This window comes from Pseudomonas sp. B21-015 (genome assembly GCF_024749285.1).
Classification (GTDB): Bacteria; Pseudomonadota; Gammaproteobacteria; order Pseudomonadales; family Pseudomonadaceae; genus Aquipseudomonas.
In genome coordinates this window covers 3,854,688-3,879,769 of record NZ_CP087196.1, presented here as the reverse complement: position 1 = coordinate 3,879,769, position 25,082 = coordinate 3,854,688, and the positions used below count along the sequence as shown (strand labels likewise).

General features: G+C 55.6%; 22 protein-coding genes and 4 pseudogenes. 12 read left to right on the top strand and 14 right to left on the bottom strand.

Annotated elements, in window-relative coordinates:
- The first annotated feature begins 74 nt into the window (after positions 1–74).
- Together LOY38_RS17260 and LOY38_RS17255 are read left to right on the top strand one after the other, a co-directional pair.
- Positions 75–821 (top strand): ABC transporter substrate-binding protein, encoded by a 747-nt coding sequence (locus tag LOY38_RS17260; protein ID WP_258696277.1) that lies wholly within the window; start codon positions 75–77, stop codon positions 819–821.
- A gap of 379 nt (positions 822–1,200) precedes the next feature.
- Complete coding sequence (locus LOY38_RS17255; protein WP_309475852.1) at positions 1,201–1,896, top strand: tRNA (adenine(22)-N(1))-methyltransferase TrmK; 696 nt, start codon at positions 1,201–1,203, stop codon at positions 1,894–1,896.
- Positions 1,897–1,963: 67 nt separating this feature from the next.
- On the opposite strand, the gene tssI is transcribed toward LOY38_RS17255, so the two are convergent.
- The gene (gene tssI / locus LOY38_RS17250) at positions 1,964–3,259 is read right to left on the bottom strand and encodes a type VI secretion system tip protein TssI/VgrG (RefSeq protein ID WP_258696275.1); all 1,296 of its coding nucleotides are present in this window, start codon (positions 3,257–3,259) and stop codon (positions 1,964–1,966) included.
- Between the two features lie 348 nt (positions 3,260–3,607).
- On the bottom strand, positions 3,608–4,711 hold the full coding sequence (locus LOY38_RS17245) for a polyamine ABC transporter substrate-binding protein (RefSeq protein WP_258696274.1): 1,104 nt from the start codon (positions 4,709–4,711) through the stop codon (positions 3,608–3,610).
- A gap of 138 nt (positions 4,712–4,849) precedes the next feature.
- Between LOY38_RS17245 and LOY38_RS17240 the strand changes: the two genes are divergently transcribed.
- A complete protein-coding gene (locus LOY38_RS17240) occupies positions 4,850–5,641 on the top strand; it encodes a response regulator transcription factor (RefSeq protein ID WP_258696273.1) in 792 nt (263 codons plus the stop codon).
- Between the two features lie 60 nt (positions 5,642–5,701).
- Here LOY38_RS17240 and argC read toward each other — a convergent pair whose 3' ends face one another.
- Positions 5,702–6,631 carry an N-acetyl-gamma-glutamyl-phosphate reductase gene (argC, locus tag LOY38_RS17235; protein WP_408980526.1) on the bottom strand — a complete coding sequence of 310 codons (930 nt, stop codon included), beginning with the start codon at positions 6,629–6,631 and terminating at the stop codon, positions 5,702–5,704.
- A 113-nt stretch (positions 6,632–6,744) separates the two neighbouring features.
- On the opposite strand from argC, the gene LOY38_RS17230 reads away from it, so the two are divergent.
- Both LOY38_RS17230 and LOY38_RS17225 read left to right on the top strand, forming a co-directional pair.
- The gene (locus LOY38_RS17230; RefSeq protein WP_258696272.1) at positions 6,745–7,629 is read left to right on the top strand and encodes a LysR family transcriptional regulator; all 885 of its coding nucleotides are present in this window, start codon (positions 6,745–6,747) and stop codon (positions 7,627–7,629) included.
- A gap of 65 nt (positions 7,630–7,694) precedes the next feature.
- Positions 7,695–7,826 (top strand): annotated as a pseudogene (locus LOY38_RS17225) (IS5/IS1182 family transposase); the annotation flags it as partial.
- Between the two features lie 23 nt (positions 7,827–7,849).
- On the opposite strand, the gene LOY38_RS17220 reads toward LOY38_RS17225, so the two are convergent.
- Positions 7,850–8,698 (bottom strand): helix-turn-helix domain-containing protein, encoded by an 849-nt coding sequence (locus tag LOY38_RS17220; RefSeq protein ID WP_258696271.1) that lies wholly within the window; start codon positions 8,696–8,698, stop codon positions 7,850–7,852.
- A gap of 178 nt (positions 8,699–8,876) precedes the next feature.
- Between LOY38_RS17220 and LOY38_RS17215 the strand changes: the two genes are divergently transcribed.
- The gene (locus tag LOY38_RS17215) at positions 8,877–9,287 is read left to right on the top strand and encodes a DUF3224 domain-containing protein (protein WP_258696270.1); all 411 of its coding nucleotides are present in this window, start codon (positions 8,877–8,879) and stop codon (positions 9,285–9,287) included.
- A 559-nt stretch (positions 9,288–9,846) separates the two neighbouring features.
- Here LOY38_RS17215 and LOY38_RS17205 read toward each other — a convergent pair.
- Both LOY38_RS17205 and LOY38_RS17200 read right to left on the bottom strand, forming a co-directional pair.
- Positions 9,847–10,293 carry a MarR family winged helix-turn-helix transcriptional regulator gene (locus tag LOY38_RS17205; RefSeq protein ID WP_258696269.1) on the bottom strand — a complete coding sequence of 149 codons (447 nt, stop codon included), beginning with the start codon at positions 10,291–10,293 and terminating at the stop codon, positions 9,847–9,849.
- Entirely contained in the window at positions 10,286–10,774 is a 489-nt protein-coding gene (locus LOY38_RS17200) for an ATP-binding protein (RefSeq protein ID WP_258696268.1), read from the bottom strand. Before LOY38_RS17200 ends, LOY38_RS17205 begins: the two co-directional genes overlap by 8 nt.
- A gap of 214 nt (positions 10,775–10,988) precedes the next feature.
- Here LOY38_RS17200 and LOY38_RS17195 point away from each other — a divergent pair.
- The 3 genes and pseudogenes from LOY38_RS17195 to LOY38_RS17185 all read left to right on the top strand — a co-directional run.
- Positions 10,989–11,144: pseudogene (locus LOY38_RS17195) on the top strand (diguanylate cyclase); the annotation flags it as partial.
- Between the two features lie 11 nt (positions 11,145–11,155).
- The gene (locus tag LOY38_RS17190; RefSeq protein ID WP_258696267.1) at positions 11,156–12,421 is read left to right on the top strand and encodes an MFS transporter; all 1,266 of its coding nucleotides are present in this window, start codon (positions 11,156–11,158) and stop codon (positions 12,419–12,421) included.
- 40 nt (positions 12,422–12,461) lie between these two features.
- Complete coding sequence (locus LOY38_RS17185; protein WP_258696266.1) at positions 12,462–13,715, top strand: arsenic transporter; 1,254 nt, start codon at positions 12,462–12,464, stop codon at positions 13,713–13,715.
- Positions 13,716–14,009: 294 nt separating this feature from the next.
- On the opposite strand, the gene LOY38_RS17180 is transcribed toward LOY38_RS17185, so the two are convergent.
- The gene (locus tag LOY38_RS17180; protein ID WP_258696265.1) at positions 14,010–15,383 is read right to left on the bottom strand and encodes a transposase; all 1,374 of its coding nucleotides are present in this window, start codon (positions 15,381–15,383) and stop codon (positions 14,010–14,012) included.
- A gap of 471 nt (positions 15,384–15,854) precedes the next feature.
- Positions 15,855–16,739 (bottom strand): LysR family transcriptional regulator, encoded by an 885-nt coding sequence (locus LOY38_RS17175; protein WP_258696264.1) that lies wholly within the window; start codon positions 16,737–16,739, stop codon positions 15,855–15,857.
- Positions 16,740–16,846: 107 nt separating this feature from the next.
- On the opposite strand from LOY38_RS17175, the gene LOY38_RS17170 reads away from it, so the two are divergent.
- Entirely contained in the window at positions 16,847–17,140 is a 294-nt protein-coding gene (locus LOY38_RS17170; RefSeq protein WP_095055732.1) for a muconolactone Delta-isomerase family protein, read from the top strand.
- A 98-nt stretch (positions 17,141–17,238) separates the two neighbouring features.
- On the opposite strand, the pseudogene tnpC reads toward LOY38_RS17170, so the two are convergent.
- Positions 17,239–17,977: pseudogene (gene tnpC / locus LOY38_RS17165) on the bottom strand (IS66 family transposase); the annotation flags it as partial.
- On the opposite strand from tnpC, the pseudogene LOY38_RS17160 reads away from it, so the two are divergent.
- Positions 17,976–18,484: pseudogene (locus LOY38_RS17160) on the top strand (IS3 family transposase); the annotation flags it as partial. The pseudogenes tnpC and LOY38_RS17160 sit on opposite strands and share 2 nt — an antisense overlap.
- Before the next feature lie 85 nt (positions 18,485–18,569).
- On the opposite strand, the gene LOY38_RS30370 reads toward LOY38_RS17160, so the two are convergent.
- Positions 18,570–18,878 carry a DUF1330 domain-containing protein gene (locus LOY38_RS30370; protein WP_408980635.1) on the bottom strand — a complete coding sequence of 103 codons (309 nt, stop codon included), beginning with the start codon at positions 18,876–18,878 and terminating at the stop codon, positions 18,570–18,572.
- Between the two features lie 432 nt (positions 18,879–19,310).
- Here LOY38_RS30370 and LOY38_RS17155 point away from each other — a divergent pair, with 432 nt between their 5' ends.
- Positions 19,311–20,684 (top strand): transposase, encoded by a 1,374-nt coding sequence (locus tag LOY38_RS17155; RefSeq protein ID WP_258696263.1) that lies wholly within the window; start codon positions 19,311–19,313, stop codon positions 20,682–20,684.
- A 275-nt stretch (positions 20,685–20,959) separates the two neighbouring features.
- Here LOY38_RS17155 and LOY38_RS17150 read toward each other — a convergent pair whose 3' ends face one another.
- The 4 genes from LOY38_RS17150 to sseB all read right to left on the bottom strand — a co-directional run bounded on the left by LOY38_RS17150 (position 20,960) and on the right by sseB (position 24,775).
- Positions 20,960–21,814, bottom strand: a complete 855-nt coding sequence (locus LOY38_RS17150) for a hypothetical protein (protein ID WP_258696262.1) — start codon at positions 21,812–21,814, stop codon at positions 20,960–20,962.
- A gap of 387 nt (positions 21,815–22,201) precedes the next feature.
- On the bottom strand, positions 22,202–22,507 hold the full coding sequence (locus LOY38_RS17145; protein WP_258696261.1) for a hypothetical protein: 306 nt from the start codon (positions 22,505–22,507) through the stop codon (positions 22,202–22,204).
- Positions 22,508–23,370: 863 nt separating this feature from the next.
- Positions 23,371–23,799: a hypothetical protein gene (locus tag LOY38_RS17140; protein ID WP_258696260.1), complete on the bottom strand. Its 429-nt coding sequence runs from the start codon at positions 23,797–23,799 to the stop codon at positions 23,371–23,373.
- 175 nt (positions 23,800–23,974) lie between these two features.
- Positions 23,975–24,775, bottom strand: a complete 801-nt coding sequence (sseB, locus tag LOY38_RS17135) for an enhanced serine sensitivity protein SseB (RefSeq protein ID WP_017338157.1) — start codon at positions 24,773–24,775, stop codon at positions 23,975–23,977.
- Between the last annotated feature and the right edge of the window lie 307 nt (positions 24,776–25,082).

Genomic DNA, 25,082 nt, shown 5'->3' with positions numbered 1-25,082 from the left:
GTTCGGGTCTATGCTTATCTTGCCCTTCTAATCAGGTCCACCCATAAACACCGAGCAGCCAATCAGAGGAACACGTGAAACTTTCGACACCTACTGCAGCACTGCTCTGTCTATTGCTCGGCACTGTTGTCAGGGCAGAGCAGTATCAGGTCGTTACCGAAGAGTGGGCACCGTACAACTACCTGGAGAACAATCAGCTCACCGGCATGACCACGGAGATCGTTCGGGCCATCATGGCGCTGACTGGGGATGACTTTGAGGTACTACTGCAGCCCAGTATGCGAACCACCCAGGCATTGAAGACCCGGCGCAAGACTATCATGTACTCCCTGTTCCGCACGGCGGAGCGCGAGCCGTTGTACAAGTGGGTCGGACCGATCGTGGAAGAGTCCATTCACCCCTATCAGTCGGCCAAAGCGTCGCCGGTGAACTCCTTGGAACAACTGCTGCGGGTCCCGCAGATCACCACCCGACATGCCGGCCTGGTGCCCGAGATGCTGCGGTCGCTGGGTTTCAACAACCTGGACAGAAGTGCAACCGAGAGCCAGCAGCTCTACCGCATGCTGCTCGCCGGGCGCACCGACATCATCGTCGGCGACACCGATGCGGGGGTGGCTTACTACAGCCGCCAGTTGAACATCGCCCCCGGCACGCTGCGACAGATTCCCATCGAGCTTTACCGTTCATCGCTGTACATTGCCTTCAGCCTCGACTGTGAAGACGAACGGGTAGCCGCGTGGGCCAGCGCCCTGGAGCAGCTGCGCCATTCTGGCGAGTTGGAGCGCATCCAGCGTCGGTACGAGCAACCCATCAGGAAATAAAAACGTGGCACCGGCGAAAGCCCGCCCCGCATTACTTCACACAGTGTGTTTTGCTCAGGTGATCGCTTTCAGAAATCGGCGGGCGCCGAAGTCAGCCAAAAATACGGGGCTGTTTCAGGTCATCCATAGCAACCCAATCGGGGGAAAAACCAGGGATTTCTTCCGGTCGCTACCGACCCATTGCAGTCTCTCAGCCTGCGCAACGGTCGACCAAAAGCGGCCCATAACCAGGGTTCGCTTTGGGTCGATACGCAAGCGGTAGGGACGAGTCGAGCCATGGCCCTGATCGCATAAATTTGAAATGCACGGCGTTGCTCGACAGAATCGCGCCCGGATCTGGCCAAAGGTGCCGGACGTTCGTGGTGAAAAGGGGCTGCAGTTGAACGAACAGACATTGTCCATGCGCCTGGAGCGCGTGGCGGCGCATGTGCCAGCAGGGGCGCGCCTGGCCGATATCGGCTCGGATCACGGCTACCTGCCTGTGGCGTTGATGCGCCGTGACGCCATCGCGGCGGCGGTGGCCGGCGAGGTGGCATTGACGCCGTTTCACTCGGCCGAACGCACTGTGCGGGAGAACGGCCTGGACCAGCGGATTACCGTGCGCCTGGCCAATGGCCTGGCGGCGATCGAGCCGGGAGACAGGATCACGGCGATCAGCATCTGCGGCATGGGTGGCGAGACAATCCGCGACATCCTCGACAGCGGCAAGGCGCGTTTGAGCGGCCAGGAGCGCCTGATCCTGCAGCCCAACGGCGGCGAGCAGCCACTGCGCCAATGGCTGATGGAAAATGGTTACCGCATCCTCTGCGAGGAAGTGCTGCGGGAAAACCGCTTCGACTACGAAATCATCGTCGCCGAGCGTGCCGGGCCGGTGATGTACACCGCCGAGGAGTTGTACTTCGGCCCGCTGCAGATGCAGGCCCGCAGCCCGGCGTTCCTGGTCAAGTGGCAGCGCGTGCTGCGCGAGAAGCAGCGGACCCTGAGTAACTTCGCCCGGGCGCGGCAGGCCGTGCCCGAGGAGAAGGTGCAGGACGTGGCCCGGCAGGCACGGTGGATCACCGAGCTGCTGGCTTGAGCCCTTGACTGAGTAATTGCACGGGTAAATTTCAACCTGGCTGTTGCTGCCCTGATAGGGCTTGCGGTTAGCGACAACACTGGCAACTGCTTATCAGTGGTTGATCGGGGTCGCTTTCGAGAAATGTGACCATGACTTCCATTCCCGTTCGGGGGGGCGTCATTTCACAACTCCAATTGGAGGCCCCCCTCAGCCAACAACTACTCTTGTCGTCAAATCTATCTTCGCGGTCCCAGGGGAACTTGACCTTGACCCGTCCGAGGCGCTGATCACACTGGATCTCCTCGTCTTCCAGAGCGATGACCACAGCGGTCTGGTTGCTTGGCACCTGAGGTTTCCTGTGAGCCAAAGGCGGACGATAGAACACGTCCCACGGAAGAACCATAAAGCGGTTGCGGTAACCCTGATGAAAGTCATCCTCGTTGTCAGTGTTGCCACTGGCGACGTTCTCACTCAATACCTGTGGTTGCTTGCCTTCGTGGATGACCTGGGTCAGTAGCCATAGGTCGTTCCACTCTTGGCGCGGGTGGTCTGAGATTTCCAGAACATGGCCACTGACTAACCGGGTCTGGTCACCTTGCCCTTCAGCTTGACGATAAGCCGCGTGGCGGCGCTCCATGGCACGCAGACGCATCTGCTTGCCGTGCTCATGACCTGCGAAACGCTCCAGCTTGTCATCGTATTCCATGTCTAGCTGTTGCTCGTTCCTCCCCAGTCGAAGGTTGAAGCGCTTGATCAGTGGCTCGTCGGCCACCCTATCGCTCTCTTGTCTATAAGCAGTGGGTTGCCCGATCTTGGGAAAAACCGCCTGATCATCGCCAAAGACCAGCACGTGGCCTTGAGCGCTGTGTTGGAAGTGGAAGTGAATACCTTCTTCTTCGCACAAGCGCTGAATAAAGTGCAAATCCGTTTCGTCGTACTGAGTACAGTAGTCACGCTCGGGGTAGGTCGACCCCAGATGAAACCGACAAGCGTCGCCCAGGATCCCGTGCTCTTCCAGTATCAAGGCGACGATTTTCGGCACCGAGAACTGTTGATAGATCCTGTGGTTGATGCGGTGGCGCAAGTAGGACAGGTGCGGTACGAGGGCCAGGCTGTAGCGCGTCAAACGCTGATCATTACCGCTTTGAGCGATGTGATAGACCCGTCCATGAATGCCGTTGCCCTTCGTGTCGAATGTCAGAAAAGCCTCTATGTCGAAGAGGCTTTCGAGATCCAGGTCAGACCGCTCGCTAACAAGCTCCACGTTGAAGAGGTAAGGCCTGCTGATCGCCTCCTCTCCGGTGAATGCGAGCACTTGAAAATCGTGCTCAAAACCGTCGATTGTCAAACTGAAAGGCGTCTGATTGGCTGGGCTGAACATCCGCTGTTCTCTTCTTACATAAGGTGTTGAATTGACGCTGTCGCAGACAGCAATGTCAGGAAGCCGGGTAAATCCAGCCCAAGGCAAGAACCTTCAGCAGTCAGTTTTACAAACGATTGCGCGAGGTGAGTGCGTTTCACCGGGCGTTTAAACAATGGACCGGAGAGCGTCCTGGGTAATACCGGACTAAATGGAGTAACAGGCACTAACCCACTCGCTCAGTGCACCCTGGATATCGGCGTTTGCGTCTTACTTTCCGGACATGAATAGCCTCAACCTGCTGCTCGCCCCACGCCCACGTATTAAATAAAGACTGGCATCTAGCAACAGGCGACAAATCAAGTCAAATCACACGCCACTCTTCACTTTGGTCCAAATCCGTGTACGGATTCGCTCCAGCTTCAATGGTAGTGACTCAAGTGGAACAAATGTAGCAATGGTCTTTTTGTCTGGATAAATCCAGGGATTGTCTCGCAGCTTCTGTTCGACAAACTCAGTGGCATCTTTATTGGCGTTAGGATACAGAGTGTGGTTTGAGGTCTTGGCAATGATTTTTGGTTGCAACATATAATTAATAAACGCCATGCCTTCCTTCGGGTGGGGCGCGTCTTTTAGCAGAACCAGATTTTCCGACCAGACCAGCGCCCCTTCGCGAGGAAGGCTGTAAGTAATCTTGCGTCCAGTGTTGGCCTTCTCGTTTATGGCCTGCGCAGCAAGGGCACCATTAGCCCATCCCACAACTGCACAAATATTGCCGTCAGCCAGGTCAGCGTCGATTTTGGATGAATCGAAATAGCGGACGTAGGGACGGATTTTTAACAGCAGGGCTTGAGCTTTCTGGTAATCATCCGGGTTCCTACTGTTGCTGGGGAGCCCAAGGTAATGCAAAGCAATCGAAATGATCTCACTTGGAGAGTCGAGCATTGCCACGCCACACGACTGGAGCTTGCTGATGTTTTCTTCTTTGAAGATCAAATCCCAGCTATTCACCGGAGCATTATCACCCAATGCCGCTTTGACTTTATCAACGTCATAGCCAATGCCGGTGGTGCCCCATAAATAGGGCACAGCGTAGCGATTGCCAGGATCATTGACCGCGACCTGGGACAAGATATCAGGATCGATATGTGACAAATTGCTCAGTTGATCACGATCCAGCGGCTGAAGCACTCCCGCCTGGATCAGGCTTGGCAACACATTGGAGGTAGCGACAATCACGTCATACCCCGTGCGCCCAGCCATTACCTTGCTCTGCATGATTTCGGCGCTGTCGAACGCATCCATATGCACTCTGGTGCCGGTTTCCTGCTCGAACTCCTTTGGGGTCTCCGGAGCGATAAACCCGAACCAGTTATACAGATACATCCCAGGCTCTACAGCCCCTACTGATGTGCTTATCCCTGCACAGAGAAGCGAGGCTGAAAAAATGGTTCGCAAATGTGATTTTCTCATGCAACATCCTTGTCAAGACGATGTGCCCTCATGGCCATCGTAAACCCTGAAAGTGAATATACCGGGCATTACCGAATAGTAAATACCTACGAATACTTACCTCTGATCTACGAATCCCTAACCCTAAAGGGGTAGAAAATGCCGTTCGACCTTCATAGCCTGGCTTGGCACCGCTCGATTGGGAAGCTGATCATGCAGTTGAACCGTCCAGAATTCTGGAGTTCACTTGTTCGTATATTGAATGAATATGTCCAAATCGATAATTGGGTTGTATTGATATTTAGCAGTCAGCAAGTGCAAGTTGTTAGTCTTCCTGAGATAGCAGATGCGGAGGAGGTAGACGCGTTCACTCATCGCTATGTGAAGGGGCTTTATCTGCTGGATCCATTTTATATCGCTAATCGGGAAAATCCACAGAGCGGTTTCTTTCATCTGCTGGATATTGCGCCGGAGTACTTTCTTGAAACTGAGTATTACCATCAATATTTTGCACAATACATCTCTGTGGATGAGGCTCAGTACAATGTCCAGCTCGACGCCGATAGAACGTTATGCATTTCCGTTGGCAGTGAAGTTCGTTTTAGTCAAGAACAAATAACAATGCTTGATATTATCAAGCCATGGGTGACTGCATTGATGCATCAGCGCATGTGTTTTGAACTTGACGTAGAGAAAAATCTCACCGAGCCACCGCTATGGCCAGAAACGATTACCCAGCTGGGTACGCAAATAACAGCGCGCGAAAGTGATGTGCTCAGATTATTGCTTAGTGGCTTCTCTAATAAGGAGATAGCCGGAAAGCTTTCCCTCTCGGTGGAAACAATAAAAGTTCACCGTCGCAATATTTACGCCAAGTTAAGTATCAAGTCACAATCCGAACTGTTTGCTCGATTTTTTATGCCGAAACAGGATGTTTTCCCTGTAAGTTGAAATCAGCGTTTTAGTCTGGACATTGCGAGGACATCACGCTGATTTGCGCGGTAATCGGAGTCATGTTCCTGCAAGCATCAAATCCAGATTCTGCACCGCCGCTCCAGCTGCTCCCTTCCCAAGATTGTCAAACACCGCAGCCAACAAAACCTGCCCCGTCTCATCATTCTCAAACACTGACAATCGCAAACCATCAGTCCCGTTAAGTGCCTGAGGATCAAGAGACGTCAACGCTTTAGCCTCCTGCATCGACATCACCTGTACATGGCTCGCATCGACGTAGTGCCGCATCAGACACCCATGCAACTGCACCGCACTCACACCTGGCGCCAACAACCGGGTTTGCAAGGGGATGGTCAGTACGATCCCCTGCCGAAAAGCGCCATAGGCCGGCACAAATATCGGCCGCTCCGTCAGACCGCTTTGCTGCTGAATCTCTGGAATATGTTTGTGTGCCAGCCCCAGCCCATAGACCTGAAATGCCGACGCCTGTGCTGCGCCTTCTCCCTCATGCTCTTCAACTCCGACACGGCCTTTCCCGGAATAACCCGACACGGCATGAATGTTCATCGGGTAATCCCTGGGCAGTAATCCGGCCTCCACTAATGGGCGCAGCAACCCTATCGCCCCCGTTGGATAGCAACCGGGATTGCTGACCCGTCGCGCGACGGCGATGCGTTGGGCGTGCTGCGGACTCATCTCTGCGAAGCCATAGGTCCAGTCTGGGTGGGTGCGGTGCGCCGAACTCGCATCGATCACCCGAACGGCGGGGTTTTCGATGGTCGCTACAGCGTCGCGCGCGGCTTGGTCGGGCAAGCAGAGAATCGCGATGTCGCAGTTATTGATGGCTTCGGCGCGACGTTGCGGGTCCTTGCGATATTCGGGGCTGAGTGTGATAAGCCGCAGATCGTTCCGGTCGCGTAAGCGTTGATGAATTTGCAGCCCGGTGGTGCCTTGGTCGCCGTCGATGAATACAAGGGAACTTGCCATGGAATGCTCTCGGATACAGGTAATCAGGAGTCCAATCTTCAGCGAAGCGTTAAGATAGGAAAAGTTGAATTTCCAGACGATGAGATTCAGCTTTTCTGAATAAGGAGTGACTCATGCGCGAAATCAGCCTGGACCGTCTGCGTACGTTGGTGGCGATTGCCGATCTGGGTTCGTTTGCCGAGGCGGCCCGTGTGCTGCACCTTGCGCCACCCACGGTCAGTTTGCATATCGCCGACCTGGAGTCGCGCGTGGGTGGCAAGCTGTTGTCGCGCACGCGTGGGCGCGTTCAGCCTTCAGCGATCGGGAACACACTGGTGGAGCGTGCGCGACGGCTGTTGGCGGATGCGGAGCAGGCGCTTGAGGAGGTGGAACGTCAGGTACAGGGATTGGCCGGGCGTGTGCGGCTAGGTGCCTCCACAGGGGCCATCGCACAGTTGATGCCACAAGCTTTGGAGACGTTGAGCCAGCGCCATCCCGCTATCGATGTGCAGGTCGCGGTGCTCACGTCGCAGGAAACTTTGAAGAAGCTTGCCGAGGGCTCTTTAGAGATCGGTTTGGTCGCGCTGCCGCAGCCTCCGGTGAAGGGCTTGCGGATCGAGCCGTGGCGACGGGACCCGGTCATGGCCTTCTTGCCGGCTCGCTGGGAATCCCCGGAGGTTGTGACCCCCGACTGGCTGTCCGCTCAGCCATTGATTCTGAATGACAACACCACTCGTCTTTCACGCTTGACTTCGGAGTGGTTCGCCAGCGGCGGACGGCAGCCTGCGCCGCGTATTCAACTGAACTACAACGATGCGATCAAAAGCCTCGTGGCGGCTGGCTATGGTGCGACGTTGTTGCCGCATGAGGCCTCCACGCCATTGCCCGATACCAGGATCGTCATGCGGCCATTAAAGCCCTTGTTGTGGCGGCAACTGGGTATTGCCCACCGTAGTCGGGACATCGAACGGCCTACGCAACATGTGCTGGATGTGTTGTGGGAATTGAGTGCGGGGTAGGGGGATTTTGTCGCACGTGGCGCAGAACTGGCGAAGTACTGATTCAGAGGATTGGTACGACTTGATGCTGTCGGCGCCTTGGACAAGATGTAATGGCACGGGGCTTTGATCATCAGGTTGCAGAGTTGCAGGTGCAGGCAGTGATCCTGAATCGAATCACTGCACTTGGAGTACCGATGACGGTGCGAGTGAGATAAGTCCGCCTGGAGGAAGGGGAGACTCACCTCGCATCAGAGTTCTGCAACAGAGCCGTTTGCGTCTGGACATATTTTGCGGGTGCCAGACCGACCATCCGAGTGAAGTCCCTGATGAAGTGTGCCTGATCAAAATAACCCAGCTCGAGCGCGAGATCCGTCCCCGGCCTGGCTTCGCCGCTCTGCAGCAGGGCCAGTGCTTCATGTAACCGGTATCGGGCAATCACCCACTTCGGACTTACGCCAACGTAATGGGCAAAGAGGCGTTGTAACTGCCGCTCACTAACACTGGACAACTCACTGAGTTGTGCCACTGTTGTCAGTCTGTTGTCTGACGCGATTTGGGCGATGAGGTCATTGAGCAGTTGTACACGCTCATCGGATTGCGGCAAGCAGTGACACAGCAACGCTTCTGATTGCTCGCACAGGTTCGCCATCCCCGGACATTCGATGTGCTCGGCCAACCTGTCGACCACCGTCCCAAAAATCTCAGAGGCCGGGATCGATCGGTTGGCCAACCGGCTGACAGGTCCGCCCAGAAATGGCTGGAATGCGGCGGGACGAAACTTGATTCCAAACGCCCAGCTGTTGCCAGACAGCGTCTTGCTGAAGCGGGAACGACGGGGGCCCCACACATGGACCTGACCCCTTTCCACAACGAGATGCACATTGGGGTGAGGCAGGGTTTCCTGTTGCTGTACAGGCTGATCACTGAGATTCCAGCTGACATGCCAATAATGTTCTACCCATGCCGCCAACTGGACTGAGGGCACCTCGCGAATGTGAGTGAACTGTGGGCCCTTCAATCGCTGATTAAGGACGCCTCGTGCGGGCTGCAGGATAACAGTAGAGCCTGGTCGTGTTTTTCCAATCATCTTCGGTCGCCATCTGCTCCAATGCAAATCAGGGATAGGTCCGACTGTGTGGACCGGTCAAATAGGCCACTGATCTCGGCATAGACGGACTCTAAACAGTCGAGGGATTAGCGTCGACAACAACTGCGTCTGGTTTAGACCGTACGGCATTATCTGGATTTTTGATGGAGATGACAGCATGCAAGCCAAGGGAACATTCGACGTCCAACTACCCGTCCACTCTGTTGCGCCCGGTACCGAGGCCGCTCAACTGAGCAGAAAGGCCATACACAAAACATTTCAGGGAGGCCTGGAGGCCAATAGTCTGGGAGAGATGCTTGCCTCCCTCTCGACAATCCCGGGATCTGCCGGCTATGTGGCGATGGAGCGTGTTGAGGGTAATCTGGCGGGAAGGCCAGGCAGCTTTGTGTTGATGCATTTTGGAACTATGGACAGAGGCCAGCGAACACTGATCATTCAGGTCGTACCTGACTCGGGTACTGGCGAGTTGGAGGGACTCAGCGGCACGATGGAAATAGATGTTCGTGATGGGCAGCATTACTATCTGTTCAACTATGAACTCATGCCAACGCGAAGCTCAAACGCATAATCCTGATATCGGCCATCACCGTATTGACGTTACCAGCTGCCGTGCTGGATCCTTTGGACTTGGACAGCGCGCGGCAGCCGCAGTTGGTGATGTTGTTTTGATCGTCGCCCCTCGCGGCTGGAAGCGTTTTATCTGGCTCACGAACTGATCCTGCCTTCCCAGAAGGGGCTGGAAGAGGAGACTCAAGGGCGCCGTGAAGCAGAAATGACCGTTGCTGAACAATCCACTCTGGATACTGGGCGCGACGCTGGCAACTTCACTCGCGCAAAGGCAGATTGGGTATCGGATTCACCGATGGCTGGCAGACCTCGGCCCGAAGGAAAATTGCAAATGGCTTCCGTCGAGCCAGAGCTCGCATACGATGAACCACTCAATGTGGTGAGTAGGTTCTCCGGTGGTGGTCGTGCCTGAGTTCAGGCGATCTGAAAATCCGACTTTTTCAACAGAATCGGCCAAAAGCGGACCTTGAAGCGGGAAAAGTGGTGCTCAAACCGCCTATATGCCGTCGGATGCTTTTCGGTTACCCGAGTGCATATGCGTAACTTGTCTTAGCGACCTATCACTCGCTCGCGGCGGTTGGCTCAAGGGTGACGGTCATCTCGCCGAAGATGGCTTGGTAGGCCTCCTGGCACGAACTCTCTGCAGTCAGTAGCGCGTCGTCAACGAGCTGCGCACCCGCGGGGGTTAAGCATGCATAACCAACGCGCGCATCGCGGGGATCGCTTTGGCGAGATACCCAACCTATTTTTTCCAAGGGCAGGAGGGACTTGGTTACGGCTGACGCGGTTAAGCCCATGCACTCTGCCAAATCTGCACGACGAAGCCTGCCGCCGTGGGCTTGCTTAAGATGATGCAGAATCATGAAGTCGCTAAAGCTCAACCCATGCACGGCGGAGAGTTTGGCGTCGATACGCCGAGTGGCGGCAGTGTATGCCCGGGATATGCGGATATAGCGTTCAAGTGTTGAGGGCGAAGTGCCTTCCGCACCCGGTGTGTAGTCAGACATTGCAACACTCCTTCAGTTCGGATGGGGATGGGTGTTCAAAGCGTGCGTCCATGGCCTCGAACATTTGGGCCGTTATTTCGAACGAATAGGTCGCACCTTTTTCTAGGTTTCGTTGCAGTACGCGCTCACGGCGTAGCGGCTTATCGGCATTTACGAAGTGGCTAAGCACCTCATAGCCCGCGTTGTGGGCCTGCAGTCGGATTTGAGTGCGGTCTGCTTTCGTCATAAAGCCTTGATCCAGCACCACGTCCTTGCCCGACGCTAGAACCTGCACGCACGTTTCCCATATTTGCGACTCGCAACGTCTAACACGGGGAAGCACCCATTCCAGGCTAAGGGGCTGAGGCAGATCTGGGCCGTATAGACGCTGCATCCATTCATCAATCGAGAAGCTGACAGCGTTTAGCTGGGCCGTTATCTGCCGAGCTAGTGTCGACTTACCGGCCCCGAGAGGGCCGAAAATAATGTGTACGGCGCTCATCTGCCAACTTGTTTCTAGGTAATTTATCTATACGGTATCTAGACGTCAGACTGGCGTTGTCAATCCACAGAACGTTTTGAAAAAACTGCTTTCCTGCAAAGTGGTAAGTGAACAGTGATTCGACCAGACGCTGCCCCACACCTTAGATGATTGGCACCTTTGAGATCGGCGCAATGTGTAGCGAGGATCATAAAGGCTGCTTTTGGGGGCGCGCTCTACCTGTTCCGAAGGCATCGTCCGGCAGAGCTTGCTACTCTTGCTCGGGCTCGTCGAGCGCCTGGAAACCGAGGGCAGTGGACCCGCGCAGATCCGGCGGTTAAGTATGCTCGTCAGCCGTCAACAGCCCCTGATGCGACAGTTAGGCCTAACGAGACCGCGTAATTGGATACCCGCCGTAGAGAGCGCAGCAACGAACTGTCCCTGGACTGGCTTAACTTCTTCCTCGCCGATGTGCGCGATGGACTGGGGCCTTATCTGGCGATCTATCTGCTGGCCGTGCATAACTGGGAGCCGGCGAGCATCGGTCTAGTGATGACACTGGCCGGAGTCGCCGCGCTGCTCATGCAGACCCCAGCCGGTGCGTTGATCGACCGGACTTCGGCGAAACGGGCGGTAGTGGTAGTCGCCGCGCTGCTGGTAACCGGTAGCTGCCTGCTGCTGCCGTGGGTGACCTCGTTCGGTCTGGTGGCGCTGACGCAAACCGTCAGTGCCATCGCCGGCTCCGTGTTCGCCCCGGCCATCGCCGCGATCTCGCTGGGCATCACCGGCCCCCGAGCCTTCACCCGCCGCACCGGACGCAACGAAACCTTCAACCATGCAGGCAATGCCTGCGCCGCATTGCTGGCCGGCGGATTCGCCTATCTGTTCGGCCCGGTGGTGGTGTTCTACCTGATGGCGGTGATGGCACTGGGCAGCGTGATCGCTGTCAGCCTGGTTTCGGCCAAGGCCATCGATCATGAGGTCGCGCGCGGTTTTGCCTCCACCCCGGCGGGCGGCCATGCGCATCCGTCCGGAGTGAGGGTGTTGCTGGCCAACCGGCCGCTTCTGCTGTTCGCCGTGTGCTGCTCGCTGTTCCATCTTGCGAACGCGGCCATGCTGCCACTGGTTAGCCAGAAGTTGTCCCAGGTCAATCTGCAGATGGCCACGCCGTTGACCTCCGCCTGCATCGTCGCCGCGCAGTTAGTGATGGTACCGATGGCCCTGCTGGTCGGCGTCAAGGCTGACCTGTGGGGGCGCAAGCCATTGCTGCTGGCCGGTTTCCTGATCCTGCCGCTGCGCGGCCTGCTTTACGTGGTGTCCGACGACCCGTACTGGCTGGTGGCCGTGCAGTTGCTCGACGGTATCGGCGCCGGAATCTTCGGCGCCTTGTTTCCCGTAGTAGTCAAAGACCTGACGCAGGGTACTGGGCGCTTCAATGTCAGCTTAGGCGCGCTGTCTGCGGTATTTGGCCTGGGCGCGGCCCTCAGCCCCGGCGTAGCGGGGCTGGTGGTACAGGCAGCGGGCTACGATGCCGCGTTCGTGACCCTGGCCGCGATTGCTGGCGCGGCTTTCTTCCTGCTGTGGCTGGCCATGCCGGAAACCCGTAATAGCTCGGGCGACAAGATTGACACCTCGGAGCTCGCCATCACCCCCACGGCCGTCAACTGATCATGCCGCGCCGAGTCTTGCATTCACCTGAGTAAACTGCATGCCTGTATTTGATCCATCCTCGCTCATTTGGACCGTGGCCGCCGTTGCGACCGGAGGGGTAATCCTGCGCCCCTGGCGCGTGCCGGAGTATGTCTGGGCGGTCAGCGCCGCTGTACTGCTGACCGTGTTTGGCCTGGTGCCGCTGCAAACTGCACTCGCCGCCGTCGCCGAGGGTGGCGATGTGTACCTGTTTCTGATCGGCATGATGGTGCTGGCCGAACTGGCGCGCCAGGAAGGGCTGTTCGACTGGCTGGCCATGTACGCGGTGCAGCACGCCAGGGGCTCGGGCCAGCGCCTGTTTGACCTAGTGTTCCTGGTGGGGACACTGGTCACGGTGTTCCTCTCCAACGATGCCACGGCCGTAGTGCTGACCCCAGCGGTGTACGCCGCGTGCAAGGCGGCCAAGGCCGAGCCGCTGCCTTATCTGTTCATCTGCGCCTTCATCTCCAATGCCGCCAGTTTTGTGCTGCCCATCTCCAACCCGGCCAACCTGGTGGTGTTCGGCAGCCAGATGCCGCCGTTGCTGGAGTGGCTGCGGCAATTCACCTTGCCGTCGCTGGCCGCCATTGTCCTGACCTACCTGGTGCTGCGTCTGGCCCAGCGCAAGCAGATCCGCCAGCCCCTGGCGACGGCCATCGACGTGCAACCGCTGCCCAGCGGTGCACGCCTGTGCGCGCTGGGTATCGTGCTGACAGGCGTGCTGTTGCTGGCGACCTCCGCCTTGGACCGGCAGCTCGGCTTACCCACCTTCTGCGCCGGCATCGCCACGGCCGGGCTGATCCATTTGCGTCAGCGGCGTAACCCGATGCCGGTGCTCAAAGGCGTGTCATGGGGCGTGTTGCCGCTGGTCGCGGGCCTGTTCGTGCTGGTGGAAGCGGCGGCACAGACGGGTGTGATCGACCACCTAGCCCATGGTTTGGCCGCGCTGGCGCGCAGCTCCGAGGTCCAGTCGAGCTGGAGCGCCGGCGTGGTCGCTGCCATCGCCGGCAACCTGATGAACAATCTGCCGACCGGCCTGATCGCCGGCTCCGTTGGTCATATTGTCGATTTGCCAGCGCGAACTACTGCGGCGCTGCTGATTGGCGTCGACCTCGGGCCGAACCTGTCGATTACCGGCTCCCTGGCCACTTTGCTCTGGTTGGTTGCCATTCGCCGTGAAGGCGAACACGTCGGTGCCTTGGACTTCCTGCGCCTGGGGGTGCTGGTAATGCCTCCCGCCCTGATCGGGGCGCTGTGGTTGCTTCATCTATGAGGCTGGTGTTTTTCGGTAACGACGCGATAGTCTGCTGCTCTCACGAAAGACTCCAGCCTAACTACCTCAACCTGGTCAGTGGGACGTCCATTGCTGTTGGCCGCTTGCTGCCTGTCACGAGGGGCAGCAGTCGACCGATTCTGTTGAAAAAGTCGGATTTCAGCTCGTCTGAACTCAGGCACGACCACCACCGGAGAACCTACTCACCACATTGAGTGGTTTTTCGGCCCTTCGTTGATCTTTGCTGCTCTGTTAGTGGGTTAGTTTGAGGTTTTTTGCTGCGTGCAGACGCACCTATCCCGTAGAAGGTGGCCCTTGAGATGCAAGTTTGGCCAGACGTCGCAGGTTCTGTACCGCGGCCGCCAGCGTGAACTCATCAGATGCGCCACTCATGCCGCGTAGCCGCAGGCGATCCAATTTCAGGATGCGCTTGAGGTGGGCAAACAACATTTCGACCTTTTTACGTTCGTGGCGAGAGCGCTGATACGCCGGCGTTGCTGCAATGCGCCGAGCCACATCGCGAGCGGCTTCATGGACGCTGCGAGCGATCTTTCGGAATGCAGTGTTCGGGCAGCACTTGGCTTTCATCGGACACGTAGCGCAGTCGGTCTGCCGGGATCGGAAGATGATGGTGTTGGCTTTGGTGACGTGTGAACGCTCGTTCTTGAAGGCTCGCCATTCGCTGCGCAGTGGGTTGCCGGCCGGGCAGCGGTATTCCTCGGCCTCTTCATTCCAGTGGAAATCGTTACTCGAAAAGCTGTCGTTCTTGCGCTCGGTTTTGTCCCACACCGGCACATGCGGCTCGATGTCTTTTTCCTCCACCATCCAGGCCAGCATCGGCGCGGTACCGTAAGCGGTGTCGCCAATGAGGCGTTCCGGTTTGATGTCGAACTGCGCCTCGACCCGGTCGATCATGATCTTGGTGCTCTCGACCTCGGCCGTGCGATGAGCCGGTGTGGGTTCCACATCCACGATGACACCGTGCTCGGTATCGATCAGATAATTCGTGGAGTAAGCGTAGAACGCTGGGCCACCTGGAGCAGCGGTCCAGCGGGCTTGAGGATCAGTCAGCGATAGACGTTTCGGTAGCGTTTCGGCCAGAGCCTCTTCATCAAGCGCCTCAAGATACTCACGTACGGCGCGGGTGCTCAGGGCCGGATCGCTCCAGTTGACCTGTTCATCGCCCGGTACACCGCGCTGCCGGCTGGCATCCGCCTTGATGATGCTGGCGTCCACGGCAAAGCCTTCACCTTTGACCAAGCCTGTGTCCATGCAACGACGTAGCACTTCATTGAACAGCCAGCGAAAGAGATCGCTGTCCCGAAAACGGCCGTGTCTATTTTTGGAAAAGGTCGAGTGATTGGGGACTTCATCTTCAAGGCTTAACCGGCAGAACCAGCGATACGCCAGGTTCAGATGGGCCTCTTCGCACAACCGCCGCTCTGAGCGAATGCCGTAGCAATAGCCGACGATCAGCATGCGGATCATCAGTTCAGGGTCAATCGACGGACGCCCGATCGGGCTATAAAAATCGGCGAGGTAATGGCGCAGGTCGCTCAGATCAAGACACTGATCAATGCTGCGCAGAAGGTGATTGGCGGGGATGTGATCTTCAAGGTTGAACGAGTAAAACAGTCGCTCCTGCCCACTCGATAACTGTCCCATCATGCTGCGTGCTTCCCTGCTGGCTGGTGCGAAGATTTTGCCGCAGGCCAGAAAGGGGAGCTACTTTTTCAACAGAATCGACCCATAGCGGACTCACAGTGCAAGAACGTTCCCGTCATCTACGCTATTCCAGCAAGCATGATGCTGAAAGCGAGGATAGGAATGACAGTCCGCCGTAGAGATGATCTTACCTATTCAATCCTGCTGATCACTCCCGTTCTCCTTTACACAAGCATGGGGGGCGATCCGCTGTACACAGGCATTTGGTACCTCGTCGGTAAGTGTCCGCGGAACACACCTTGCATAGTTAAACGGTCGCCCATTTATGCGGCAGTAACACTTTAATAGCTTAGCCAAGATGCCTTCGGCGGGCGCTTACGGCAAAACGGCCAATGCGTGCGTTTGGCTCCAACACGCAGGCACGCAAGTCCTCATCTGAAGATGGGGTTGAATCTAGTCCTTGCAGAATTAATGCTAGGCCGCCAAGAGCGCTTGCCGGAGCGTCGCGACAAGCGGCTTGGGGTCGTCCTTGCGCCAGATGGCATAGACCCTGACCCGTGAAGGAAGCCAGGGCAGCTCGCGAAATATGACGCTATCTGCAAGAAAATCCCGAAGACTCGCTTGGACAAAGGTAATGCCCAAACCTGAGGCCACCAGCCGCAAGGCTGCCAGCAGGTCATCCGCCTCTACCTTGATGTCAGGCAAGAAACCGCAAGCGGAGCAGTTCTCAAGAAAACGCTGGCGGGCCGCAGGATTTTTTGACCGGGCCAAGGCAACCCAACGCTCCCCGTTCAAGTCTTGAGGAGCAATGCTCGCTTGCGTGGCCATAACATGTCTTTTTCCCAGAACAAGCAGTAGCGCTTCGCTTGAAACCTCCATGGACTCTATGTCTGCGCTCTCAGGAACTGAATAAACCAGCCCGAAATCGAGCGCTCTACCGAGCAGGGCCTCGGATTGTTCTGAGGAGCCCATGGGACGGAGTTCGAAGGTAGCAGCCTGATGGTCTGATTGCAGACCCGCAAGGGCACGCGGTAATACATTGGAGTGCATGGCCGCTTCGACATAACCCACGGCAATATGGCCTTTCTCACCAAGAGCGATACTGCGCGCCGCTGCTTCGACTTCAGATGCATGGGCGACCAAGCTGCGCGCCTCCTGAAGGAAAAGACGTCCTTCGTCAGTCAGGCGCATGCGCTGACGTGCGCGTTCGAATAACCTCAGACCAAGCTGCGCTTCAAGCTGAATGATTTGCCGACTCAAAGGCGACTGCGAGATATGTAGACGGCTGGCGGCTTGACCGACATTTTCAGTTTCAGCGACAGCGATAAACGCAACAAGCAATCGAAGATCTAAGGTCATGTGAATCGGGTCTCAAGTCATGTAGAACGCGTCTTGGACCAGAATAGTATTTTTTGCAATTATCCGTGAACTGTTTAAACGAAGAACGCCTTGAAGGGGATATATATATGCAATTCATCACGCTTTCGCGTCGAGTCTCGGAGCGTTTTTCCGATGCGGATTTTGCGCCTCATCTCGAAGCCGAAGCTCAGCGTGCCAGGGCTCTCTATCTGGAGGGATTTATCCGCAATATCTGGCACCGTGGTGACATGGGTGGCGCCTGCCTACTGGTTGAAGCCGAAAACGAGACTGCCGTTCGGGAAAAGCTGGCAACGCTGCCACTGGTAAATTCCGGGATGCTGGAAGTTACTTCTGTTGTACCGTTGAAACCTTATGGTGGATTTGGCCCAAGAATCCAGTAACCGCTCTTCGTCCGATAATATTTAGTACAGAGCCCAAGGAGGCACTCGATGCAATTCGTCAAACTAGGGTATGCGTCCGGGCCTCCCGTCTTGCGTCACTAAACCGGTTGCCACCTATGCGGCAGCAGCTGCGCAATATCACTTGCCCGTTGCCTCGGTAGGCGCCCGTTGAGCCGCGCCGACAGGATCAAACTCATGATCGCCGCCGCCCGTTTTCCGCTGCGCAGGGAACCTGCAAAGAGCCAGTTTTTTCGCCCGAGTACCCACGGCCGAATCTGGTTCTTGGCCCAATTATTGTCAACGGACAACGCCCCGTCATCGAGGTAGCGCGATAGCGCCGTCCAGCGTTTTCAGGCTGTAGTCCAACGCTTTGCTGATAGCCGAACCATCGTGCACAAGATCACGCTGGGCGATCATCCAAGCATGTAGCGCCCCCATCACCGGCACCGCTTTTTTTTGCCGTATTCGGCGGCGTAAATCCGGCTCCAGGTCGCGGACTTCACCCTCAATTTCATACAGCAACTGAATATAACGCAGGGCCTGCTCGGCGAGCTGGCTCTTGTTGGTGGCGTGTAGTTCGAAAAACTTGCGCCGCGCATGGGCCATGCAGCCGATCTCGGTGACGCCGAGTTCGAAGCTGGCTTTGTAACTGCCAAAATCATCACACACCAGCTTGGCCTTCCAGTCTTGCAGGAAGTTGCGAGCATGCTCACCGGCGCGGCTGGGGCTGAAGTCGTAGACGACAGCTGCTGTTTCGCAGAATTGGCTGGTGGCGTAGGCCCAGACATAAGAACGGTGGGTTTTCTTCGAGCCTGGTGCGAGCATCTGCACCGGTGTACCGGCACCCAATCAGGTGTGGTGCGGCGACATCGCCTACATTTTGGGCCCAGGGGAAATGGCATTATCTGGCTGTCGTGCTGGATCTTTGCGCGCGCCGGGTGGTGGGCTAGGCATTGTCGGAAAGCCGGACGCCTAGTTGGTTATCAAGGCACTGGATATGGCCTACGAGCAACGTGGAAGGTCTCAGGGCCTACTGTTTCACTCAGATCAAGGGTCGCAGTACGCGAGTCGTTTATTTCACCAGCGGCTGTGGCGTTATCGAATGCGCCAGAGCATGAGTTGCCGGGGAAATTGCTGGGACAATGCGCCGATGGCGCGCGTGTTCCGCAGCTTGAAAACCGAATGGATACCGACTCTGGGTTACAGAACGGCCAAAAAACCCAATGCGATATCAGCCATTTCTTGATGCATCGGTACAACTGGATTCGACCCCATCAATTCATCGGTGGGCTGGCGCCAGCTCGGGCCGAAGAAAAACTTAACGTCGTGTCCGGGATTAGTTGACTACTACAGGTATCTCGCTGGCAAACCAGCGGTGACGGTCTTTGACCTCCCCCTCAAATCGAGGTGTAATCGAGTTGCGCATACTTTAACGCCCACGCATCAGGACAACTTGGCTCACTCCAGCCTTGTTTCGAATAGCCGTCGCGTGCGTATAAGTGGAGGACTTGTACCATTCCTCCGCAATGTCCAAGGACGGAAACTCAATAATCGCAGCTCTATCCGAGGACGGAACGCCCTCAATTTGGCGCATATCATTTCGACTAACCGCAGATATCACGCGACCTTGATATGGCTTTAGAGACGGAAGGACTAAGGATGCGTACTCCGTATACGCATCTGGATTGTTTACCTGAATAAAGAACACCGCATATCCAGGCTTGTTGGGGCTGGCCATTTCGGGTTGCGTCTGTCCCGACGCAATGCTAGCCGCGAGAGATGTCAAAGTGACAAACGCTAGAACTCCGCTGGCGATCATACGACGGGGACTCAACTTAGTCATTTTCATACTGACGTTCCTTTTCTGCTCAGTTGCAATCACAGTCAGCATTGCAGAAAACGGCGATACAATCTAAGACCGATATGGACACATTTAAGACCATATGAGCATCACATGGATTTTAAGTTCTGGAGCAAGCTTCAGATAATCCCAAGTTTTGAGTCTGTGTTGATAGCACTGTCTGATAGCGCCACATAAACCTAAAGCACCTGTAAGCAAATCGGGATCTAGTTTCTCAATGACCGCTATTGGCCGATTCTGTTGAAAAAGTAGCTCCCCTTTCTGGCCTGCGGCAAAATCTTCGCACCAGCCAGCAGGGAAGCACGCAGCATGATGGGACAGTTATCGAGTGGGCAGGAGCGACTGTTTTACTCGTTCAACCTTGAAGATCACATCCCCGCCAATCACCTTCTGCGCAGCATTGATCAGTGTCTTGATCTGAGCGACCTGCGCCATTACCTCGCCGATTTTTATAGCCCGATCGGGCGTCCGTCGATTGACCCTGAACTGATGATCCGCATGCTGATCGTCGGCTATTGCTACGGCATTCGCTCAGAGCGGCGGTTGTGCGAAGAGGCCCATCTGAACCTGGCGTATCGCTGGTTCTGCCGGTTAAGCCTTGAAGATGAAGTCCCCAATCACTCGACCTTTTCCAAAAATAGACACGGCCGTTTTCGGGACAGCGATCTCTTTCGCTGGCTGTTCAATGAAGTGCTACGTCGTTGCATGGATGCAGGCTTGGTCAAAGGTGAAGGCTTTGCCGTGGACGCCAGCATCATCAAAGCGGATGCCTGCCGGCAGCGCGGTGTACCGGGTGATGAACAGGTCAACTGGAGCGATCCGGCCCTGAGCACCCGCGCCGTGCGTGAGTATCTTGAGGCGCTTGATGAAGAGGCTCTGGCCGAAACGCTACCGAAGCGCCTGTCGCTGACTGATCCTCAAGCCCGCTGGACCGCTGCTCCAGGTGGCCCAGCGTTCTACGCTTACTCCACGAATTATCTGATCGATACCGAGCACGGTGTCATCGTGGATGTGGAACCCACACCGGCTCATCGCACGGCCGAGGTCGAGAGCACCAAGATCATGATCGACCGGGTCGAGGCGCAGTTCGACATCAAACCGGAACGCCTCATTGGCGACACCGCTTACGGTACCGCGCCGATGCTGGCCTGGATGGTGGAGGAAAAAGACATCGAGCCGCATGTGCCGGTGTGGGACAAAACCGAGCGCAAGAACGACAGCTTTTCGAGTAACGATTTCCACTGGAATGAAGAGGCCGAGGAATACCGCTGCCCGGCCGGCAACCCACTGCGCAGCGAATGGCGAGCCTTCAAGAACGAGCGTTCACACGTCACCAAAGCCAACACCATCATCTTCCGATCCCGGCAGACCGACTGCGCTACGTGTCCGATGAAAGCCAAGTGCTGCCCGAACACTGCATTCCGAAAGATCGCTCGCAGCGTCCATGAAGCCGCTCGCGATGTGGCTCGGCGCATTGCAGCAACGCCGGCGTATCAGCGCTCTCGCCACGAACGTAAAAAGGTCGAAATGTTGTTTGCCCACCTCAAGCGCATCCTGCAATTGGATCGCCTGCGGCTACGTGGCATGAGTGGCGCATCCGATGAGTTCACGCTGGCGGCCGCGGTACAGAACCTGCGACGTCTGGCCAAACTTGTATCTCAAGGGCCACCTTCTACGGGATAGGTGCGTCTGCACGCAGCAAAAAACCTCAAACTAACCCACTAACAGAGCAGCAAAGATCAACGAAGGGCCGAAAAACCACTCAATGTGGTGAGTAGGTTCTCCGGTGGTGGTCGTGCCTGAGTTCAGACGAGCTGAAATCCGACTTTTTCAACAGAATCAACCCTTTGCAGACATTCATAACGCTCCGGTTCAGGCGCGGCGGCGCGTTAGCGCCGACGTCGCCTGGAACCGATAGTTAGGTGTTATATCGATTGTGATTGCTTGAGAACAAAGATTCATTGGAGGGTCTCAATAGTGATGACTAGGATTTCCTTCCCATTACTATCAAATCCAACTAATTCATCCTCGTCGGTTTTCCTTTTGAATCTGTGTTCCCACCTCAAGCCATCGGAATCAACATAGGTGTTAACCTTGCCAAAGAATTCTGTAATTCCTTCCCCTTTTTTCTGAGCCACCAATTTCCATTTCTTTTGGATAACCGGGAATCTACTCGCACCTTCCTTAAGCGTGACGAGCACAAATGAACTGGCAATGGTAACTATGAAGTTATCTGCTTCGATATGCAGCGCGACAGTCTGGCGTTTACCTGAACTGTAATCATCTATGCCGTCGGCTTTCCTGCTGGGACTCGTAAGCAATCCGGTTATTGTCTTGAGGAATCCAAGTTTCTGAATCTTGCCAAAGTGAGGGTGCTCAACTTTTAGTAGTTCCGCCGCGCTAAAAATGTGAGTAAGATCCATGTGGTATGCCTCTATCGCTGCATCAGTTGCATATAATCGGTCAAATACTGAAAACACGGAATCGGGCACCGTGACGTGTGGGATCTTTTCGGTTTGTAGTTGTTCCACAAAGAACTGAAAATACTCTTCCAGAGCTAGCGATGGAGCTTTGCCTCGTGCAATGTAAATCAGCAGGGCGTCGTGAACTCGGGCCTGATCCTCATCTGTGAAAGGTCGACCATGGCATCCAAGCCACGACTCAATTGTCTGCCAATCAGCCTTCATCGACGCAGGAGCGACTGGTCGTTGCGCGTCCTCGCGCAGTTCACTAACGCTGAGTATGCCGCTTTGCAGCAGAAAGCTGACTGGCTGCTGAGGATTGATAACTATGGTTCGCCGATTGTCTGCCATACGAATCTAACGTTCCTTGACGTCCTGTAGGCCCTTGTTTTCCTGAAGGTGGTCACGGCGAACGCGACACTATTCGAGGAGAAACACGACACAGATGACAAGCCCAAGCTGCTAGATCAGTGTAGCCGGCAAATCAAACAACGCTGCCAACATGCCAGCAGCTTCATTGGCCACTTCTGGCCGATTTCTGCCGGCTACGACCGGCAAGTTGCGACCCAAAGCTGACGCTCGATTCTGTCTAGGAAACCAGGTGCGATTCACTTCATAGGCAATGAGTTCTCCACCACAAAACTTGGTTTTCGGTTGGCGAACAGGGCGTATGTTCAATGAAGAGGAGAAAACTAATCGCGCTCACTTCGCCATTTCACGTGCTGTCTGAGCAACCGATCAATCATCGCCATCACACTTGACCTCTTTTTTGTACTCATCTCGCTTGGCCTCGATCTTGACCTTGCAGCCACGCTCCCAGAACTCGTCTTTCCACTCGCCGCGACGCCAAGTGGCGCCGCGGCCATCCGGGCATTTGATCTCTTCCTTGTATTGATCGTCTTTGGATTCGATCTTCACCTTGCATGGCCCGTCTCTGTACTCGTCCTTCCACTCGCCGCCCTCGTGTCCGCCGCGCCGGTGGTCCGCTGACGCTGGCATCAACATGACTAAGCTAATTGCAGCCACCACCCACATACCAAGCATGGGTCCCACACTCATCTCACCACCTCTGTAATAAAAGACATGACGCGGCAGGCCAAGCTTTCCCGTAGCCCACCGTAGCGACGTCTTGATCGTAACGGTGTGCCTGCAGGTGATACGACAACGATCTCCGGTCGATTACTCCAATAGCGAGAAAAAACAGCGTGATAATCGTCGGATTGGAAGATTGCAGTTAGAGGTTTGCGGTTGTGCGAGCCTTTTTGGTTTTTTGGTTTTTTGGTTTTTGAGCAAGGCCGCTTTTGGCCGATTTCTGCCTGTCGCCACTGGCAGCTATGGGTCCAGAGTGTGTAAAAACGCAGGCACCGTTTTGTAGTCTGCGCTGCTACACGAAATCTGCCAGCGTTTGGCTAATCAGCAGAGCTGAGATTTGCATAGGCGCGTGATTTTAGCTCCCAATTAGGCCACCAAAGCTGCTCGAAAACGTTTTTACACAGCCTCGGTCGATTGCGGCCCTTCGCGGCAATCGACCCAAAGCGGTCAAATCACTAAACGCATGTTCCACCGACAAAGAATGGGATTCGCTGAATTTCCGCCTCGCTCATTACTCGCCAATCATTTGGCAAAATACCGTACTCGAACTCGGCGCTTTCCAGTGCCTCATCCAATCCAGGCATCAAGTGGTCGCCTTCAATTTGGAGTTCTCCGTAGTCCTTAAAGCGTATCTCCAGATACACCAGGTCATCGTCTTCGGCCTTTAGGCCGAAAAGCACGATAGCGGTAACGTCAGGCCGGAAATCGCTGATTTTCCTTACATAAGCAAATAGGTGACTTGTGGGCTTGGGGCATGGCGTCGGCCGTATCTATTGATGGTGGGTCAGGGCATTTTATATGACCTTAGCGTCGGCTCAGCACAACCTCTCGCGCACAGCCCTCAACACCGCTTCGATGTGCCAGGTTTCGACGCCGATGGCGACTGCTTCGCAGGCATCAAGCACTAACTCGATTTGGGTGGTTATGCCTTGTTCGAGAAGCAGTCGCTGCGTGTCTTCAAGAAGCCTGCGTTTACCTGTGAGCCAAAGTCGTTGTTTGCCCGTCAGCAACGCAAGGGTTTGCGGGTTGGTGCAATGCAGTTTTCGACGCAAATTGACCTGCGCCGGTTTGTCGCCTCGGTCAATTGCCGGGGTCAGTACATACTGGTTGCCCGACACTGCCTCCAGATCGTATTTGTCTTGCAGATACTCATCGACACTCATGCAATTGACGACCGTCTCACGCTCGCCCGTCATGACGTTGATCAAGTGCGCGTTAACACCGACGTAGCAGAACTCCGTCATGCCGTGGACGACGTAATCCTCACTGTTACTGCGAATAACCCAGTAATCACCGTTGGCGGTAAGCTCACATGACTGAATGACAAACGCTCAGGTTTGCCATCTCTCATGACGCCGTCAAACAGGCCAAGCACGATTTCGCAGGCATGCTCGGCGGTTAGCACGGCGTTGATCTCTGTCACGCTTTGCCAAAACCAAACAATGAACGCAGCCAGCCTGCCGACTTCCGTTCATAGAAGGGGGCGGTTTGCTTGAGGAAGTAATCGCTAAGGCCTGATTCCCCTTCGTGAACGCGATAGAGGTCAACGGGTTCGCCATCCGGAGCGGTATCCCCGGCAACGTTACCGGCTTCGCGCATGACCAGTTCAATATCTCCGTCCGCTTCAATACCAATGATCAGATGAGGCTTTTGATCAGACGATGCGTCATGCATCAACGCCAGAAACGCACGCTTTACGTTGCGATGTTTGGCGAGTAATTGTGTGAGCGAGTTGACCATCTTCGACGGATATTGCGACGGCTGTCCGAGCAGCACTTTGGTGTCTTTTTCGACCGTGCGCTGCACCGGCTTTTGGCCGATCTCGTCGGAGAGCAGATGGCGTACTTCCTCCGGGAAAAACTCTTTCCCGTAAGGAGACTTTGGATTGAGGAAAAGAGGGGTGCCCAGTGTGATTTCAAACAGCGATCTGGCCGGGATCTCTACGTAGGACTCTTCGCTATCTATGGATCTTTGTAGTGTTTGCAGCGAAGAAAAAAACGGGATGACAGCGGAGCCGTCAGGCTTTTGCCAATGCGCGATGCTGATGTTGCTACCAGCCTCGAGGTTGACTTGACCTTCGCCAGTGCCGGCAGTGCCAAGGACGTAGATAGTGGAATTCAACAGAGTCTTGAAAAAGTCAGGTCGATGGGCCGGTTCATCCGCCGCCAGCCTGAGTGATTTTTCGAGGGTGTTTTCTTGCTTGGTATCCATGATGTCCATCGGCAGTTCCATCAAAACAGACAAAAAAGTGAGCGGCAAAGAGCGCGCAGTTTTTCACGCGACTGTGAAAACAGGAAGAACAGCAGGCTAATAAATCTGAAGCATACGGAGAGTCACCCTGAACGGTTTTCCAAGGAGAGCTCCTCCATATCAGTGGTGGATGAAGAGCCCAATGCGGTTCGCCTCGAAGGGCTGCATCTGCACCATCGCCTGCACCACGGGTACTGATGACCACCGGCACACTGGCGGATCGGTATGGGCGCAAGCGAGTGTTTGTCATCAGCCTGGTGCTTTTTGGCATTACCAC

Coding starts and splice junctions, on each gene's coding strand:
- tssI (WP_258696275.1), bottom strand. CDS start 3,259: ATGTTCAGCCCAGCCAATCAGACGCCTTTCAGTTTGACAATCGACGGT.
- LOY38_RS17245 (WP_258696274.1), bottom strand. CDS start 4,711: ATGAGAAAATCACATTTGCGAACCATTTTTTCAGCCTCGCTTCTCTGT.
- LOY38_RS17240 (WP_258696273.1), top strand. CDS start 4,850: ATGCCGTTCGACCTTCATAGCCTGGCTTGGCACCGCTCGATTGGGAAG.
- argC (WP_408980526.1), bottom strand. CDS start 6,631: ATGGCAAGTTCCCTTGTATTCATCGACGGCGACCAAGGCACCACCGGG.
- LOY38_RS17230 (WP_258696272.1), top strand. CDS start 6,745: ATGCGCGAAATCAGCCTGGACCGTCTGCGTACGTTGGTGGCGATTGCC.
- LOY38_RS17220 (WP_258696271.1), bottom strand. CDS start 8,698: ATGATTGGAAAAACACGACCAGGCTCTACTGTTATCCTGCAGCCCGCA.
- LOY38_RS17215 (WP_258696270.1), top strand. CDS start 8,877: ATGCAAGCCAAGGGAACATTCGACGTCCAACTACCCGTCCACTCTGTT.
- LOY38_RS17205 (WP_258696269.1), bottom strand. CDS start 10,293: ATGTCTGACTACACACCGGGTGCGGAAGGCACTTCGCCCTCAACACTT.
- LOY38_RS17200 (WP_258696268.1), bottom strand. CDS start 10,774: ATGAGCGCCGTACACATTATTTTCGGCCCTCTCGGGGCCGGTAAGTCG.
- LOY38_RS17185 (WP_258696266.1), top strand. CDS start 12,462: ATGCCTGTATTTGATCCATCCTCGCTCATTTGGACCGTGGCCGCCGTT.
- LOY38_RS17180 (WP_258696265.1), bottom strand. CDS start 15,383: ATGATGGGACAGTTATCGAGTGGGCAGGAGCGACTGTTTTACTCGTTC.
- LOY38_RS17175 (WP_258696264.1), bottom strand. CDS start 16,739: ATGACCTTAGATCTTCGATTGCTTGTTGCGTTTATCGCTGTCGCTGAA.
- LOY38_RS17170 (WP_095055732.1), top strand. CDS start 16,847: ATGCAATTCATCACGCTTTCGCGTCGAGTCTCGGAGCGTTTTTCCGAT.
- LOY38_RS30370 (WP_408980635.1), bottom strand. CDS start 18,878: ATGGCCAGCCCCAACAAGCCTGGATATGCGGTGTTCTTTATTCAGGTA.
- LOY38_RS17155 (WP_258696263.1), top strand. CDS start 19,311: ATGATGGGACAGTTATCGAGTGGGCAGGAGCGACTGTTTTACTCGTTC.
- LOY38_RS17150 (WP_258696262.1), bottom strand. CDS start 21,814: ATGGCAGACAATCGGCGAACCATAGTTATCAATCCTCAGCAGCCAGTC.
- LOY38_RS17145 (WP_258696261.1), bottom strand. CDS start 22,507: ATGCTTGGTATGTGGGTGGTGGCTGCAATTAGCTTAGTCATGTTGATG.
- LOY38_RS17140 (WP_258696260.1), bottom strand. CDS start 23,799: ATGACGGAGTTCTGCTACGTCGGTGTTAACGCGCACTTGATCAACGTC.
- sseB (WP_017338157.1), bottom strand. CDS start 24,775: ATGGACATCATGGATACCAAGCAAGAAAACACCCTCGAAAAATCACTC.